A 15,684-nucleotide genomic window follows, 5' to 3' on the forward strand; every position below is an offset into this window, starting at 1 on the left:
CCGGGACGGGCCTGCGGCGGACGGAATGGTGCAAGGGGTGGTGCGGGCGGCTCGTCGTGCGCTCTCACCCGAGGGTGGGCGGCACGACGAGCCGCTCGACGTCAGATCTCCTCGACGCTGCTCGCGTTGGGGCGACGCGACAGGTCGATGCCGAGCTCCTCCGCAGCGCGGTAGACCTCGTCGTCGTTCTCCTTCATGTCGATCGACACGCCGTCGGAGGACAGCACCTCGACGTTCAGGCAGAGCGACTGCATCTCCTTGAGCAGAACCTTGAACGACTCCGGGATGCCCGAGTCGGGGATGTTCTCGCCCTTGACGATCGCCTCGTACACCTTGACGCGGCCGGGCACGTCGTCGGACTTGATGGTCAGGAGCTCCTGCAGCGTGTAGGCGGCGCCGTACGCCTCGAGGGCCCACACCTCCATCTCGCCGAACCGCTGCCCACCGAACTGCGCCTTACCACCCAGCGGCTGCTGCGTGATCATCGAGTACGGACCCGTCGAACGCGCGTGGATCTTGTCGTCGACGAGGTGGTGCAGCTTCAGGATGTACATGTAACCGGTCGACACCGGCTCCGGGAACGGCTCGCCGGAACGCCCGTCGAACAGGCGCGCCTTGCCGTCGGGGCCGACCATGCGCTCGCCGTCGCGGTTCGGCAGCGTGCTGGAGAGCAGGCCCGTGAGGGCGTCCTCCTGCAGACCGTCGAACACCGGCGTCGCCACCGGGGTGCGGGGGTCGCTGCTCGCGGCGTTCGCGGGGACGTTGTCCTTCCAGGACACGTCGCCCTCGGCTGCCAGCGAGATGTCCCACCCCTGCGCGGCGATCCACCCGAGGTGGACCTCGAGCACCTGGCCGACGTTCATACGACCCGGGACACCCATCGGGTTGAGGATGATGTCGACCGGCGTGCCGTCCTCGAGGAACGGCATGTCCTCCTCGGGCAGGATCGTCGAGATGACGCCCTTGTTCCCGTGGCGGCCGGCGAGCTTGTCACCCGCGGTGATCTTGCGGCGCTGGGCGATGTAGACGCGCACCAGCTCGTTGACGCCCGCGGGCAGCTCGTCGCCGTCCTCGCGCGAGAACGTGCGCACCTCGATGACCGTGCCGGACTCACCGTGCGGGACCTTGAGCGACGTGTCACGCACCTCGCGCGCCTTCTCGCCGAAGATCGCACGCAGCAGGCGCTCCTCCGGGGTCAGCTCGGTCTCACCCTTGGGGGTCACCTTGCCGACGAGGATGTCGCCGGCGCCGACCTCGGCACCGATGCGGATGATGCCGCGCTCGTCCAGGTCCGCGAGGACCTCCTCGGAGACGTTCGGGATGTCCCGCGTGATCTCCTCGGGGCCGAGCTTGGTGTCGCGCGCGTCGACCTCGTGCTCCTCGATGTGGATCGAGGACAGCACGTCGTCCTGCACGAGGCGCTGCGACAGGATGATCGCGTCCTCGTAGTTGTGGCCCTCCCACGACATGAACGCCACCAGCAGGTTGCGGCCGAGCGCGAGCTCGCCCTCGTCCGTCGCCGGGCCGTCCGCCAGGACCGAGCCGACCTCGACGCGCTGGCCGCTGTCGACGAGCACGCGCTGGTTGTACGACGTGCCCTGGTTGGAGCGGCGGAACTTCGCGACCCGGTACGTCGACGTCGTCGCGTCGTCGTTCGCCACCGTGATGAGGTCCGCGGAGACCTCCGTGACGACACCCGGCTTCGTCGCGACGATCACGTCACCGGCGTCGACGGCCGCACGACGCTCCATGCCGGTGCCGACGAGCGGCGCCTCGGAGCGGACCAGCGGCACGGCCTGGCGCTGCATGTTGGCGCCCATGAGCGCGCGGTTCGCGTCGTCGTGCTCGAGGAACGGGATCAGGGCCGTCGCGACCGACACCATCTGGCGCGGCGAGACGTCCATGTAGTCGATGAGCTCGCCGGGGATGTAGTCGATCTCCCCGCCCTTGGTGCGGACGAGGACACGGTCCTCCTCGAACTCGCCGTTCTCCTTGAGCGGCGCGTTCGCCTGCGCGATGACGTGGCGGTCCTCGTCGTCGGCCGTGAGGTAGTGGACCTCGTCCGTGACCTTGCCCGCGACGACCCGGCGGTACGGCGTCTCGACGAAGCCGAACGGGTTGATGCGACCGAACGACGCGAGCGAGCCGATCAGACCGATGTTCGGACCCTCGGGGGTCTCGATCGGGCACATGCGGCCGTAGTGCGACGGGTGGACGTCACGGACCTCCATGCCGGCGCGGTCACGGGACAGACCACCCGGGCCCAGGGCCGACAGACGCCGCTTGTGCGTCAGGCCCGCGAGCGGGTTGTTCTGGTCCATGAACTGCGAGAGCTGCGAGGTGCCGAAGAACTCCTTGATCGACGCCACGACCGGGCGGATGTTGATCAGGGTCTGCGGCGTGATCGCCTCGACGTCCTGCGTCGTCATGCGCTCGCGCACGACGCGCTCCATCCGGGACAGGCCCGTGCGGACCTGGTTCTGGATGAGCTCGCCGACCGCGCGGATGCGACGGTTGCCGAAGTGGTCGATGTCGTCCGTCTCGACGCGGACCTCGATCGCCTCACCGCCCCGCGTGCCGGGCAGCGTGGTGGCGTCGATGTGGAGCGCCGCGAGGTACTTGATCGTCGCGACGACGTCCTCGAGCGTGAGCACCGAGTCCGTGAGCGCGGCGTCGCGGCCGAGCTTCTTGTTGACCTTGTAGCGGCCGACCTTCGCGAGGTCGTAGCGCTTCGGGTTGAAGTAGAAGTTCTCCAGCAGGGCGCGGCCGGCCTCGACCGTCGGCGGCTCGCCCGGGCGGATCTTGCGGTAGAGGTCGAGCAGCGCCTCGTCCTGCGTCTGGACGTGGTCCTTCTCGAGCGTGTCGATGACCGCCGGGTACGCCGCGAACTCCTCGCGGATCTCGCCCTCGGTCATGCCGAGCGCCTTGAGCAGCACCGTGGCGTTCTGCTTGCGCTTGCGGTCGACGCGCACACCGACGTTGTCGCGCTTGTCGATCTCGAACTCGAGCCACGCCCCACGGCTCGGGATGACCTTGGCCGTGAGGATGTCCTTGTCGGACGTCTTGTCCGCCGTGCGCTCGAAGTAGACGCCGGGCGAGCGCACGAGCTGCGAGACGACGACGCGCTCGGTGCCGTTGATGATGAACGTGCCACGCTCGGTCATGAGCGGGAAGTCACCCATGAAGACCGTCTGCGACTTGATCTCACCGGTCGTGTAGTTGACGAACTCGGCGGTGACGAACAGCGGCGCGGCGAAGGTGAAGTCCTTCTCCTTGCACTCCTCGGCCGTGTACTTCGGCGGCTCGAAACGGTGCTCGCGGAAGGAGAGCGACATGGTCCCGCCGAAGTCCTCGATCGGGGAGATCTCCTCGAAGATCTCCTCGAGGCCGGCGGTCTGCGGGACGTCGTTGCGCCCCGCCTCGACCGCGGCCGCCACGCGCGCCTGCCAGCGCTCGTTGCCCAGGAGCCAGTCCATGCTCTCGGTCTGCAGACCGAGCAGGTCGGGGACCTCGAGGGGCTCGTGGATCTTGGCGAAGGAGATGCGGCGAGAGGCGGTGCGGTTCGCGATGGCGTCGGCGGACGGTGCAGAAGGGGTGCGCGAGGCAGCCAAGAGGGGTCCTTCCCTGCGGTCGAGAGCACGCTGCGCTGCCTGGCAAGGCGCGATCCCCGGCCGCGACGGCAGTGTTCGACGCGCACGTACGTCGAGCTCCGGGTCGGGATATCTGAGATCGCGGGCACAGGCCAGCGCAAAGCGCTAGCATACTCGGCCCTGGCGCGGAAGTCCACCGGCTTCCGGCGAGCCCGGCGCGCTCTCGTCGCACCGGCTCCAGCCGGACCCTGCGGTCCGCGGCCGCGCCCGGCCCCTCGGCCGGACGGGCGACCTCGTCGTCGCCGCGGCCATGGTGGCACACCAGCCGCGTCGGGGGGAAGCCGACCGCGCCCGCACGGCCGTCCGCACCGCGGCGTGGCACGACGAAGGCCCGCCGCCCCACGCGGGGGTGACGGGCCTTCGTGCGTGAGCGCCTCCGCTCCGGGGGCACGCCCCGGGCGGAGTCAGATCACTTGAGCTCGACGCTCGCGCCGGCGCCCTCGAGCTGCGCCTTCGCCTTCTCGGCCGTCTCCTTGTTGACGCCCTCGAGAACCGGCTTCGGCGCCTCGTCGACGAGGTCCTTGGCCTCCTTGAGGCCGAGCGACGTGAGCGCACGCACCTCCTTGATGACCTGGATCTTCTTGTCACCGGCGGCGGTCAGGACGACGTCGAACGAGTCCTTCTCCTCCTCGGCCGGGGCGTCGGCGCCCGCACCACCGGCGGCCGGCGCGGCGGCGACGGCGACGGGGGCAGCGGCGGTGACCTCGAAGACCTCCTCGAAGGCCTTCACGAACTCGGACAGCTCGATCAGGGTCAGGCCCTTGAACTGCTCGATGAGCTCCTCGGTGCTGAGCTTCGCCATGAGAGGCGTTCCTTTCTTCGGTGCTCCGCGACGCGACGTGCGTCGGAAGCGGGATGTGGGGTGATGCGCGGAGCGCTGACCAGGCCGGGGCCTGGGTCAGGCGGCCGCACCTTCCGACTCCTGCTTCTGACGCAGGGCATCGATGACACGAGCGGCCTGGGCGGTGTTCGCGGTGAAGACGTAGGCAGCCTGGTAGAGCTTGGCCTTCATCGCGCCGGCCGCCTTGGCCAGCAGGACCTCACGGGACTCGAGGTCCGCGAGCTTGGTGACCTCCGCGGCGGTCAGGGTGCGTCCGTCGAGGACACCACCCTTGATGACCAGCGCGGGGTTCGCCTTGGCGAAGTCACGCAGACCCTTGGCGGCCTCGACCGGGTCGCCGGAGACGAAGGCGATCGCCGACGGGCCCGCGAGCGCGTCGTCGAGGCCCGTCAGGCCGGCTTCCTTGGCCGCGATCGCGGTCAGCGTGTTCTTCACCACGGCGTAGGTTGCGTTGCCGCCGAGCGCGCGACGCAGCGTCTTGAGCTGCGCCACGGTGAGCCCGCGGTACTCGGTCAGCACGGCCGCGTTGGACGCACGGAACTTGTCCGCGATCTCCGCGACGGCGGCTGCCTTGTCCGGCCTCGCCATGGCAATCCTTCCGATGGTGGTGCCGGTCGGTCCCCCAGAACGACGAAGAGCCCCGCGCAGGCGCGGGGCTCGACAGGGCGGGGCGGACGAACCGCACCATCATGTGGAACTCTCACCTGCGCTGGCCTCCGCGAGCTGCGGGACTTCGGTCGCCCCGCGAACGGAGACGACGACCGGCGGTCTTGGGCCCCACGAGACTACGACAGCGACGCCCGTCGACCAAATCCGGCCGCCCTCGCCCCCCGGCACGTCGACGAGGGCCTCGTCACACCGGCGCTCCCAGGCACACGAGCGGCACCAGGCCGCCACCACCGCGGTCGTGGTCCGCGCACGCCTGCGCCACCGCCGCCGCCACGGGCATCCCCGCGCGCATGCGCTCGTGCACGCCCGACATCACGTGCATCGCCGTCTCGTCGGGCAGCGGGGCGATCGCCGCGACCACGCACGGGACGCCCGTGCGCAGCAGCACGCTCGCGAGCCCCAGCGCCTCTCCCCCCGCGCGGATCGTCGCGCGGCCGACCTCGCACGACGACAGCAGGACCAGGTCCGGCACCTGGCCACCCGCGTCCAGCTCGTGCGCGAACAGCGGGCCGTCGGCGAGCCGCAGCGACGAGAACAACGGGTTGTCCGGCTCGTGACGCCCGTGCGCCGCGAGGTGCACCACACCCGGCGACGCGAGCGCCTCGGCCACGTTCGCGACGCTCGCGTCGTCGTCGACCAGCACGCGCGCCCCCGGCCAGAGCGTCGCGACGTGCCGCGCCTCGTCCGCCGCGTGCACCAGGCCCGGCCCCGCCGCCGCGGTCAGCGGCGCCTCCGGCAGACCCGCGCCCGCGTAGCGCATCCAGTGGTGCACCGAGGGCGCGACGACCGTCGGGGCGCCGCGCCGCGACGGCAGCATCGACCACGGCAGCACCCCCAGCCACCCACCCGCGACGACGACGAGCTCGTCAGCACGGTCGAGCACAGGCCGCACGACCGCGTCGAGCCGCTCGAGCGCACCGCGCAGCGAGCGGTCCGCGACCGCCCGCAGCTCCGCGGGCACCAGCGGGTTCGCGACGACCTCCAGGTCCGCGTGCACGCGCCGGACGAGCTCCGCGGCGGGCGCGGCCTCGCCCAGGTCCGCCAGCTCGGCACCCTCGACGCCCATGCTCACCGCGAGCAGGCGGCCCTCGTGGTCGATCACGTCGAGCAGGAGCGTCTGCGGGCGCCGCGCCAGCACCGCACGCACCTCGTGCGCGCGGCCCTCCCGCTCGTCGCGGGCGCTGCGGCCCGGCTCGTGCCACGACCGCGCGAGGATCTCGAGCTTGAGCCGCTGCGCGTCGGCGATCAGCTTGCGGCGCTCCGGGTCCGCGGCGGGCCGACCCGTGACCGGGCGGCTGCCCTCCACGAGCCGGCGCAGCTGCGCCAGCAGCTCGGCCGTGCGCGGGTCGCTCGGCGGGTTGACCCGCGGCGCACCGCCCATGACCGCCCGGACCCGCTCCGCGGACTCGAGCACCCGCTCGGGGTGCCCGGTCGCGAGCGCGAGCCGCATGTCCAGCTCCGCGAGCGCCGTGCCGTGCACCGCACCGGCCGTGCGCAGGTCCAGCGAGCCGAACCTGCTGCGGTGCATCGCGAGGTCCCGCTGCCCCGCGCGCACGTGGTGCGTGGCCCGGTCCGGGCGGCCCGCCGCCGCCGCGAGCAGCGCCCGGATCCGCCGGCCGTGCAGACGCAGCGTGAGCGGCTCGTCGGCGCGCACCGTCCCCAGCCCGTCGAGCACGCGCTCCGGGTCCGGCCCCACGCCGCGGGCCAGGTCCGCCTCGATGCGCAGGTAGGACGCGGCGCGCTGCCACGCGGGCCGGCCCGTCGTCCGGCACAGCTCCTCGACCTCGGCGGCACGGCGCGCCACCCCCGCCCAGCCGCTGCGGGACGCGCGACCGTCCGGCCGACGCGCGAGCACACCCGCGTCCGCCTGCAGCTCGAGCAGCGACGAGCGCACCACCCACGCCTCGTCGCCCCGCCGCGCGAACCGCCGCCGCGCGCTCGACGCCCACCGCCGCGCCGCGACCGGGTCGCCACGCAGCAGCGCGCACTCCGCGCGGCCCAGCTCGCACTCCGCGACCTCGCGCGGCAGCCGCTCGTCCGCGAACATCTGCGCCGCCTGCGCGAGCGTCGCGTCCGCGACCCCGACCAGTCCGGCCTCCAGCAGCACCTCGCTGCGGTCCCGCAGCGCCGTGGGCCGGACCGGACCCGGCAGGCTGCGCGCCGCCGCCTCCATCGTCGCGAGCGCCTCCGGCAGGCGCCCCTCGCGGAAGTGCACGTACCCGAGGTTGTGCTCGGCCTTGAACACGAGCAGGTCGAACCCCGCCGCGCGGGCGCGCACCGCGCACTGCGAGTAGTCCGCGCGCGCGGCCGCGGTGTCCCGGCGCTCGCTGTGCAACGTGCCCCGGTTGAGCAGCGCGCGGCAGCCGTCGACCGGGTCCGCGACGTCGAGCTGCTCGATCGCCGCGTCCAGCGCGACGAGCGCCTCGTCCTGCCGCCCGCCGCGCAGCGCGAGCAGACCGCGCACCCCGGCCGCCGCCGGCACGATCCCCGGCCACGCGTCCGCAGCCCCCGCCGCGACCAGCCCGTCGAGTTGCGCGAGCGCGGCCTGCGGCCCGCCGCGCGTCTCGAACTCGCACTTCGCGAGCTCCATCAGCGCGCGCGCCCGCACCCGCACGCGCACCGGATCGGTCAGCTCGTCGTCGCCCGCGAGCCGGTCGAGGCGCCCGAGCGCCGCGACCAGCCGGCGCCGCGCCTGGTTCGGGTGGCCCTCGGCGTTGTCCGCCTCGGCCAGGGCGACGTCCACCGCCACGCGCTCGAGCGCGGCGCGGCGGGCGTCGCCGTCCGGCAGCGGCCCGGCGGCAGCCGGACCGGAGCGTTCGGTCATGGTTCCCGCTAGAGCTCGATCTGCGGGGTCACGACCGGCATCGTCGGGTCCGACGGCCGCCGCAGCACGAGCCGCGCCGGGCCGCGGTGCAGGTCGACGAACGCGAACCGGCCGTCCTCGTCCGAGGTCGTCGTCGTGACCCGGCCCGACTGGTGCAGCTCGACGGCGAGCACCCCCGCGGGAGCGGCCCACCCGTCCACGCGGACCAGGTCGTTCTCGTGGTGCACCGAGATCATCACGGTCAGCACGTCCGTCGTGAACGTGATCGTGCCGGCCTCGATGCTCGTCTCGTCGGTCCGCACCGCGAGCGCCGGCTCACCCACGAGGTGCAGCTCCGCGAGCTCCGCGTGCAGCGCCTCCATCGTGAGGGCGAGGCCGATGCTGTCGACCAGACCCTCGGGGACCGGGTCGGCAGCCTCCACGAGCGCGGCCAGGCGGCCGAGGATCTCGGTGTCGAGGTCGTCGACGGCGCCCCCGGCGAGCAGGGCGACGGTGACGTCGTCGGGCGTCATGACACGCTCCAGGAAGGGTCGGCGGCGAGGGCGGCGCGCAGCTTGGCGAGGCAGCGTCCCCGCGTGGGTCCGATGCTCCCCACCGGCATCCCCAGCGCCTGGGAGACGACGGCGTAGTCGGGTCGGTCGACCATCGCGACCAGGCCGAGGAGTCGGCGGCACCGCTCGGGCAGGGACCGGACGTTGTCCCACAGGACACGGTCACGCTCGTCGCGCACCGCGCGGGCGTCCGGCAGCTCGTCGGCAGGCGCCGTGAGCCACTCGGTCGCGGCCTCGTCGGAGTCCGTACGCGCCGCCTCCTCACGGGACCGGCGCACGGCCCGCCACGCCGCGCGCTTCGCGGTCACGAGCGTCCACTGCAACGTCGCCCGGGGGTCGCGGATCGTGTCGATCTCGCGCACCAGCGCGAGCCACACGTTCTGCACGATGTCCTGGGCCTGCTCGGTGCCGGCGCCCTGCGCCCGCACCGTGTGCCAGAGCAGCGGCGTCATCACCTGCACGAGCGCCGCGAGCGGCGCAGGGTCTCCGTCGCGGTACGCCAGCACAGCCCGGGCCGCCTGGTCGGCGAGCCCCTCCCCCTGGCCGCGGAGCGCGGTGTCCACCGGCTCCACCAGGTCGTCACTCATCATTGGCCCCTCACTCGACCGGTCCCGTCGGGCGGCCGTCCCACGACACTAGGACGGCCTGGACAAACCCGACAAGCACGTCCGCACGCGGGAAAGCCGGGTCGTCCTCGAGGAGCCCCTCCCGCCGCGCCTGATACGCGCGGTCGGGGAGCGGATGAAGTTCACCCGCCCGGGTGACGAGCGGACTAGCGTTCCTCCCGGGGGGCGCCCGCGCCGGCGAGTGCCGGCGCACGCGACGACGAGGTCCGTGCAGATCAGCACGCGATCGAGCACGCGGGGACGTATCTGGCCCGCCCCCGCGCGCTCCTGACCGGCGGCCCTCGCAGCCGTGGCCACCGTCACCCGTCATGAGGAGTGTCGCCCCGATGACCGAGCAGGACCCCCGCACCGACTCGACGCCCGAGCCCGGCACCACCGCGGCCGCGCCGTCGAGACCGCTCGACGAGCGCGCCCGGATCCGCCCCACGAAGCGCGGCGTCGAGGACGTCCTGCTCGCCCGCGCCGGCGTGGTCGGCGTCGACATCGCCGAGAAGTGGTCCCAGGGCCGCCCCACCGGGCAGCAGGCGATCGTCGTGCACGTCGAGCGCAAGCGGCCGCTCGACGAGCTGTCCGACGACGAGCGCATCCCCGCGGACGTCGACGGCGTCCCGACCGACGTCGTCTCCGGGCGGGTCTCACCGCTGTCCGCCACGACCGGCACGGTCGGCACGGGCAGCGCGAGCGGCGGCGCCGCCGCCCACACCCGGCGCGTGCGACCCCTCGCCGGCGGACTGAGCATCGGCCCCGCCGATGCCGTGACCATCCCCGTCGACGGTCGCGCGCAGCTGCGCAGCGTCAACGGCACGCTCGGGGTCGTCGTGCGCGAGCGCCACACGGGCCGCGCGTTCGCCCTCACCAACTGGCACGTCGCCGCAGGCGACGGGCGCGAGGACGTCGGCTCCGCGTGGCTGCAGCCCGCGGTCGCCGACGGCGGACGCGACGGCGCGGACCGGTTCGGCGCGCTCGTGCGGGGCGCCGTCACCGACCGCATGGACGCCGCCGTCGTCGCGCTCGCACCCGGCGCACCGTGGGTCCCGGGAGTCGTCGGGATCGGCGCCGTCACCGGGGCCGGCACCGCCGACGTCGGCTCCACCGTGCGCAAGTCCGGGCGCACCACGGGCCTGACCCTCGGCACCGTGGTGTCCACCGACTACACCACTGCCGTCGACTTCGGCCCCGGCGTCGGCCTGCGCACGCTGCGCGACCAGATCCGCGTCGAGCCCGCCGAGGGCACCGAGCGGTTCTCCGCCGGGGGCGACTCCGGGTCCGTGCTGGTCGACGAGGACGGAGCCGTCGTCGGGCTGCTGTGGGCCGGCGAGGACGACGGGAGCTTCTCCGTGGCCAGCCCGATCGACGTCGTGCTCGACACGCTCGGAGTGTCCGTGGCCGCGGCGGCCCCCACGTGGCGCGACCGGCTGCGGTCCGGGGGCGACGGGCGTGCGGCTGCCCGGACCACCCCGGGTGCCGGCGGCTCCACCGCCGACGACTCCGACGACCGGGACGCGCAGGGGGCGTCCCGGCTCGCCGGGTCGTCGACGCAGCCGTTCACCGAGCCGTTCACCGAGCCGTTCACCGAGCCGTTCACGGAGCCCTTCACGGAACCGTTCACCGAGCCGTTCACGGAACCGTTCACCGAGGCACTCGGGACCAACCCGTTCACCGAACCGTTCACCGAACCCTTCACCGAGCCCTTCACGGAGCCGTTCACCGAGGCACTCGGCACGAACCCGTTCACCGAACCCTTCACGGAGCCGTTCACCGAACCGTTCACCGAACCCTTCACGGAACCGTTCACCGAGGCACTCGGCACCAACCCGTTCACGGAGCCGTTCACCGAGCCCTTCACCGAGCCGTTCACCGAGCCGTTCACCGAAGCACTCGGGACCAACCCGTTCACCGAACCCTTCACGGAACCGTTCACCGAGCCCTTCACAGAGCCCTTCACAGAGCCCTTCACCGAGCCGTTCACCGAGCCGTTCACCGAGGGCTCCGCGGGCACGCGGCAGTCGCGAGCGGCCTACGCGGCAGGGCGCCGGCTCGGGGCGGCACAGGCGCGCGCGGCCTACGCGGCGGGCGTCGGGGCCGGCCGTCGTGCGGCGGCCGCGTCGAGCGGGGCGACGACGAGGCGCGTGGCGCACCAGGCGTACCGCGCCGGGTACGCAGCGGCGTACCGCGCCGCGGCCGCGGCGCTGGCCCGCAAGGCGTACGCCGCAGCACGGCGCAGCGTGGCCCGGTCCGCGTACGTGGCGGGCTTCCGCGCCGGTGCCCGCGCGGCGGAGGGGCCGGGGCGCGGGTCGCGGGGCTGACGGGACGCGACACCCGCCGCGACGACGAAGGGTCCGGCCCCGCGGGGGCCGGACCCTTCGTGCTGGTGGACCGTCTCGGTCCAGGAGTCTTACCGCGGACTCAGTCCTCGTCCTCGGCGGTCAGGTTCCGGGTCTTGTTCTGGTCGAGCAGGATCCCGGGGCCGTTCGTGGTCGAGATGGTCGCCTTGGTGATGTAGCGGCCCTTCGACGCGGCGGGCTTGAGACGCAGGATCTCGTCGAGCGCCGCGGCGTAGTTCTCGACCAGCGAGACGTCGGAGAACGACGTCTTGCCGATGATGAAGTGCAGGTTGGCGTGACGGTCCACGCGGAACTCGATCTTGCCGCCCTTGATGTCCGCGACGGCCTTGGCCACGTCCATCGTCACGGTGCCGGTCTTCGGGTTCGGCATGAGACCACGCGGGCCCAGGACCTTGCCGAGTCGACCGACCTTGCCCATGAGGTCCGGGGTCGCGACCGCGGCGTCGAAGTCGGTCCAACCGCCGGCGACCTTCTCGATGAGCTCGTCGCCGCCGACCTCGTCCGCACCGGCGGCGCGGGCCTGCTCGGCACGCTCGCCGTTCGCGAACACGATCACGCGGGCGGTCTTACCGGTGCCGTGGGGCAGGTTGACCGTGCCGCGGACCATCTGGTCCGCCTTGCGCGGGTCGACACCGAGACGGAAGACGACCTCGACGGTCGCGTCGAACTTGGAGACGGAGGTCTCCTGCGCCAGACGGACGGCGGCGAGGGGGCTGTAGACCTTGCCTGCCTCGATCTTCTCGACGGCGGCGCGGTACGCCTTGCTGTGCTTGGGCATCTGCTTCTCCTTGGTGAGCAGTCGTGGTCGCACGGGCCGCACAGGGCCCTGCCACTGGGGTGGGGACGAGGGGTCAGCCCTCGACCTTGATACCCATCGACCGGGCGGTGCCGGCGATGATCTTCTCGGCCGCGTCGATGTCGTTCGCGTTGAGGTCCTCGAGCTTGGTGGACGCGATCTCGCGCACCTGCTCGCGGGTCAGCGTGGCGACCTTGACGGTGTGCGGCGTGGGCGAGCCCTTCGCGACACCCGCGGCCTTCTTGATGAGCTCGGCGGCCGGCGGCGTCTTCGTGATGAAGGTGAACGAGCGGTCCTCGTACACCGTGATCTCGACGGGGATGACGTTGCCGCGCTGCGACTCGGTCGCCGCGTTGTACGCCTTGCAGAACTCCATGATGTTCACGCCGTGCTGACCGAGCGCGGGGCCGATCGGCGGGGCGGGCGTAGCCGCACCGGCGTTGATCTGGAGCTTGATGAGGCCGGTGACCTTCTTCTTGGGGGGCATGACGCCACCTCTTTCGTGCTTGTGGGCCGACGCCGTGGGCGATGACCCGGTTGCAGGGCGTACCCGCGGCGCGGGCACGCGACGCCCCGAGGGGCGGTCCGGTCAGATCTTGGCGACCTGGCTGAACGACAGCTCGACCGGGGTCTCCCGGCCGAAGATGGAGACGAGCACCTTGAGCTTCTGCGCCTCGGCGTTGATCTCGGAGATCGTGGCGGGCAGCGTGTCGAAGGGGCCGTCGGTGACCGTGACGGACTCGCCGACCGTGAAGTCGACCTGGATCGCCGCGGCGGCCTTGGCAGCGGCGGCCGGAGCCGTCGGGGCCTTCGTCTCGAGCGTCGGTGCGAGCATCGAGAACACCTCGTCCAGCGTGAGCGGGACGGGCTGGTGCGTGTGGCCGACGAAGCCCGTGACGCCCGGCGTGTGACGCACGGCGCCCCACGACTCGTCGGTCAGGTCCATGCGGACGAGGACGTAGCCGGGGATCCGGACGCGGCGCACGACCTTGCGCTGCGCGTTCTTGATCTCCACGACCTCCTCCATGGGGACCTCCACCTGGTAGATGAAGTCCTCCATGTTGAGGCTCTGCGTGCGGTTCTCGAGGTTCGCCTTCACGCGGTTCTCGTAACCCGCGTAGGAGTGGATGACGAACCAGTCACCGGGCAGGCTGCGCAGGCGCGCCTTGAACGCGGCGACCGGGTCCTCGTCGGGGTCGACCTCGTCGGACGCAGCCTCGTCGGACGCGACCTCGTCGGACGTGACCTCGTCCGAGACGGCCTCGTCGCTCGGGACCTCGTCCGCGGCCGACGCCTCGACGGCCTCGACCGACTCCACGGCGTCCGAGAGCTCGACGTCGGCCGGGGTGGGCTCAGACGACTCGTGGGACACGTACGAACCTGCTTTCTTCCAGTGCGGAGGTGCGGCTCGACCGAGCCTGGCGGGCCACGTGGGCCGCGGGGGTCAGCCCCCGAAGACCCAGAACGTGACCTTGCCGATGCCCAGGTCGACCACGGTGACGAACGCCATGACGACGGCGACGAACACCAGCACGACCGACGTGTAGGTGATGAGGTCCTGCCGCGTGGGGCGGACCACCTTCTTGAGCTCGGCGACGACCTGGCGCACGAAAAGCGCGATGCGCGCGAACAAGCCGCGGCGCTCGCCGGACGGGGCCTGCGGCGCGGACTTGCGCGCCGAGCCCTCGGCGCCGGACGCCGCGGAGGCTGCGGTTTCGCTCACGTGTCGGCCTCTGCTGTCTCGTCGATGCTCGGACTGTCCCGCTGCACGAGGGTGCAGACAGGAGATTGCGCAGGGCAGACAGGACTCGAACCTGCAACCTGCGGTTTTGGAGACCGCTGCGCTACCAATTGCGCCACTGCCCTACGACGGCCTCGGTCCAGGACGACGAGGGCCTCACGCGCTCGGGAGCGAGCTCCCGGGTGCCGTGCGGGCACAGGTCATCTTGGCGAACGTCAACCGCCGGTGGACAACCATACGGGACGGAGCGCCCCGGGTCGAACCGCCCTCTCCACCGACGCCCGCGGGACCGATCCGCGCACCGGGACACCCACGCGCCGGGCACGTGACCTCTGCCACTATGACCCGGTGAGCCAGCAGACGTCGCAGCCCCGTTCCCGTGTCTCGAAGCGCCTCGCCGCGATCGCGCCGTCGGCGACGCTCGCGGTCGACGCCAAGGCGAAGGCCCTCAAGGCCGCCGGCCGGCCCGTCATCGGGTTCGGTGCGGGCGAGCCGGACTTCCCGACGCCGAGCGCGATCGTCGACGCCGCGGTGGCCGCGGTGCGCGACCCCGCGAACCACCGGTACACGCCCGCCGCCGGCCTGCCCGCGCTGCGCGAGGCGATCGCCGCGAAGACGCTGCGCGACTCCGGGTACGACGTGGACCCGGCCGCCGTGCTGGTGACCAACGGCGGCAAGCAGGCCGTGTTCCAGGCGTTCGCGTCGGTCGTCGACCCGGGCGACGAGGTGCTGCTGCCCGCCCCGTACTGGACGACGTACCCCGAGGCGATCCGGCTCGCGGGCGGCGTGCCCGTCGAGGTGTTCGCCGGCGCCGACCAGGGCTACCTCGTGACGGTCGAGCAGCTCGAGGCCGCGCGGACCGAGCGCACCAAGGTGCTGCTGTTCTGCTCGCCGTCCAACCCGACGGGCGCGGTGTACTCCCCCGAGCAGACCGCCGAGATCGGCCGCTGGGCGCTCGAGCACGGGATCTGGGTGATCACCGACGAGATCTACGAGCACCTCACGTACGACCACGCGGTGTTCACGCCCATCCAGCGTGTCGTGCCCGAGCTCGCCGACACCTGCATCGTGCTCAACGGCGTCGCCAAGACGTACGCGATGACCGGCTGGCGCGTGGGCTGGATGATCGGCCCGTCCGACGTGATCAAGGCGGCGACGAACTTCCAGAGCCACCTCACGTCGAACGTCGCGAACGTCTCGCAGCGCGCCGCGATCGCCGCGCTCACCGGCGACCTCACGGCGGTCGAGGCGATGCGCGCGGCGTTCGACCGCCGGCGACGGACCATGGTCGAGATGCTCTCGGCGATCGACGGCGTCGTCGTCCCGGTGCCGCAGGGCGCGTTCTACGCGTACCCCTCGGTCGAGGGCGTGCTGGGTCGCTCGATCCGCGGCGTGACCCCGACGACCTCCGCCGAGCTCGCGGCGCTCATCCTCGAGCAGGTCGAGGTCGCGGTCGTGCCCGGTGAGGCGTTCGGCCCGTCGGGCTACCTGCGCCTGTCGTACGCGCTGGGCGACGACGACCTGGTCGAGGGCGTCTCGCGCATCCAGTCCCTGCTGGCCGAGGCGCGCTGACCTCGCCGGACGAGGGATGACGCCGGGGTCCACCGATCGGTGGACCCCGGGTCCCGTCCGACGGTGCTG

General features: G+C 72.5%; 12 protein-coding genes and 1 tRNA gene. 2 read left to right on the forward strand and 11 right to left on the reverse strand.

Features of this window, described 5'->3' with window-relative positions; translation table 11 throughout:
• Window positions 1–101: 101 nt before the first annotated feature.
• The 6 genes from rpoB to CBP52_RS09650 all read right to left on the reverse strand — a co-directional run bounded on the left by rpoB (window position 102) and on the right by CBP52_RS09650 (window position 9,122).
• Window positions 102–3,611: a DNA-directed RNA polymerase subunit beta gene (gene rpoB, locus CBP52_RS09625; protein WP_094180761.1), complete on the reverse strand. Its 3,510-nt coding sequence runs from the start codon at window positions 3,609–3,611 to the stop codon at window positions 102–104.
• A 448-nt stretch (window positions 3,612–4,059) separates the two neighbouring features.
• The gene (rplL, locus tag CBP52_RS09630) at window positions 4,060–4,452 is read right to left on the reverse strand and encodes a 50S ribosomal protein L7/L12 (protein WP_094180762.1); all 393 of its coding nucleotides are present in this window, start codon (window positions 4,450–4,452) and stop codon (window positions 4,060–4,062) included.
• Between the two features lie 96 nt (window positions 4,453–4,548).
• Window positions 4,549–5,079 carry a 50S ribosomal protein L10 gene (gene rplJ, locus CBP52_RS09635; protein WP_094180763.1) on the reverse strand — a complete coding sequence of 177 codons (531 nt, stop codon included), beginning with the start codon at window positions 5,077–5,079 and terminating at the stop codon, window positions 4,549–4,551.
• Between the two features lie 265 nt (window positions 5,080–5,344).
• Window positions 5,345–7,984, reverse strand: a complete 2,640-nt coding sequence (locus CBP52_RS09640; RefSeq protein ID WP_094180764.1) for a CHAT domain-containing protein — start codon at window positions 7,982–7,984, stop codon at window positions 5,345–5,347.
• Window positions 7,985–7,992: 8 nt separating this feature from the next.
• Window positions 7,993–8,496: a hypothetical protein gene (locus CBP52_RS09645; protein ID WP_094180765.1), complete on the reverse strand. Its 504-nt coding sequence runs from the start codon at window positions 8,494–8,496 to the stop codon at window positions 7,993–7,995.
• Complete coding sequence (locus tag CBP52_RS09650; protein WP_232514426.1) at window positions 8,493–9,122, reverse strand: RNA polymerase sigma factor; 630 nt, start codon at window positions 9,120–9,122, stop codon at window positions 8,493–8,495. Before CBP52_RS09650 ends, CBP52_RS09645 begins: the two co-directional genes overlap by 4 nt.
• A 365-nt stretch (window positions 9,123–9,487) precedes the next feature.
• On the opposite strand from CBP52_RS09650, the gene CBP52_RS09660 reads away from it, so the two are divergent.
• Complete coding sequence (locus tag CBP52_RS09660) at window positions 9,488–11,467, forward strand: S1 family peptidase (protein WP_232514427.1); 1,980 nt, start codon at window positions 9,488–9,490, stop codon at window positions 11,465–11,467.
• Between the two features lie 100 nt (window positions 11,468–11,567).
• Here CBP52_RS09660 and rplA read toward each other — a convergent pair whose 3' ends face one another.
• The 5 genes from rplA to CBP52_RS09685 form a co-directional block, all read right to left on the reverse strand.
• The gene (rplA, locus tag CBP52_RS09665; RefSeq protein ID WP_094180768.1) at window positions 11,568–12,284 is read right to left on the reverse strand and encodes a 50S ribosomal protein L1; all 717 of its coding nucleotides are present in this window, start codon (window positions 12,282–12,284) and stop codon (window positions 11,568–11,570) included.
• 73 nt (window positions 12,285–12,357) lie between these two features.
• Complete coding sequence (rplK, locus tag CBP52_RS09670; RefSeq protein ID WP_094180769.1) at window positions 12,358–12,789, reverse strand: 50S ribosomal protein L11; 432 nt, start codon at window positions 12,787–12,789, stop codon at window positions 12,358–12,360.
• A 102-nt stretch (window positions 12,790–12,891) separates the two neighbouring features.
• Window positions 12,892–13,674 (reverse strand): transcription termination/antitermination protein NusG, encoded by a 783-nt coding sequence (gene nusG, locus CBP52_RS09675; RefSeq protein WP_094180770.1) that lies wholly within the window; start codon window positions 13,672–13,674, stop codon window positions 12,892–12,894.
• A gap of 72 nt (window positions 13,675–13,746) precedes the next feature.
• Window positions 13,747–14,025, reverse strand: a complete 279-nt coding sequence (gene secE / locus CBP52_RS09680; protein ID WP_094180771.1) for a preprotein translocase subunit SecE — start codon at window positions 14,023–14,025, stop codon at window positions 13,747–13,749.
• A gap of 70 nt (window positions 14,026–14,095) precedes the next feature.
• Window positions 14,096–14,168 (reverse strand) — tRNA-Trp (locus tag CBP52_RS09685).
• A 223-nt stretch (window positions 14,169–14,391) separates the two neighbouring features.
• Here CBP52_RS09685 and CBP52_RS09690 point away from each other — a divergent pair.
• Window positions 14,392–15,615, forward strand: a complete 1,224-nt coding sequence (locus tag CBP52_RS09690) for a pyridoxal phosphate-dependent aminotransferase (protein WP_094180772.1) — start codon at window positions 14,392–14,394, stop codon at window positions 15,613–15,615.
• The last annotated feature ends 69 nt before the right edge of the window (window positions 15,616–15,684 follow it).

It is taken from the genome of Cellulomonas sp. PSBB021, assembly GCF_002240455.1.
GTDB lineage: Bacteria > Actinomycetota > Actinomycetes > Actinomycetales > Cellulomonadaceae > Cellulomonas > Cellulomonas uda.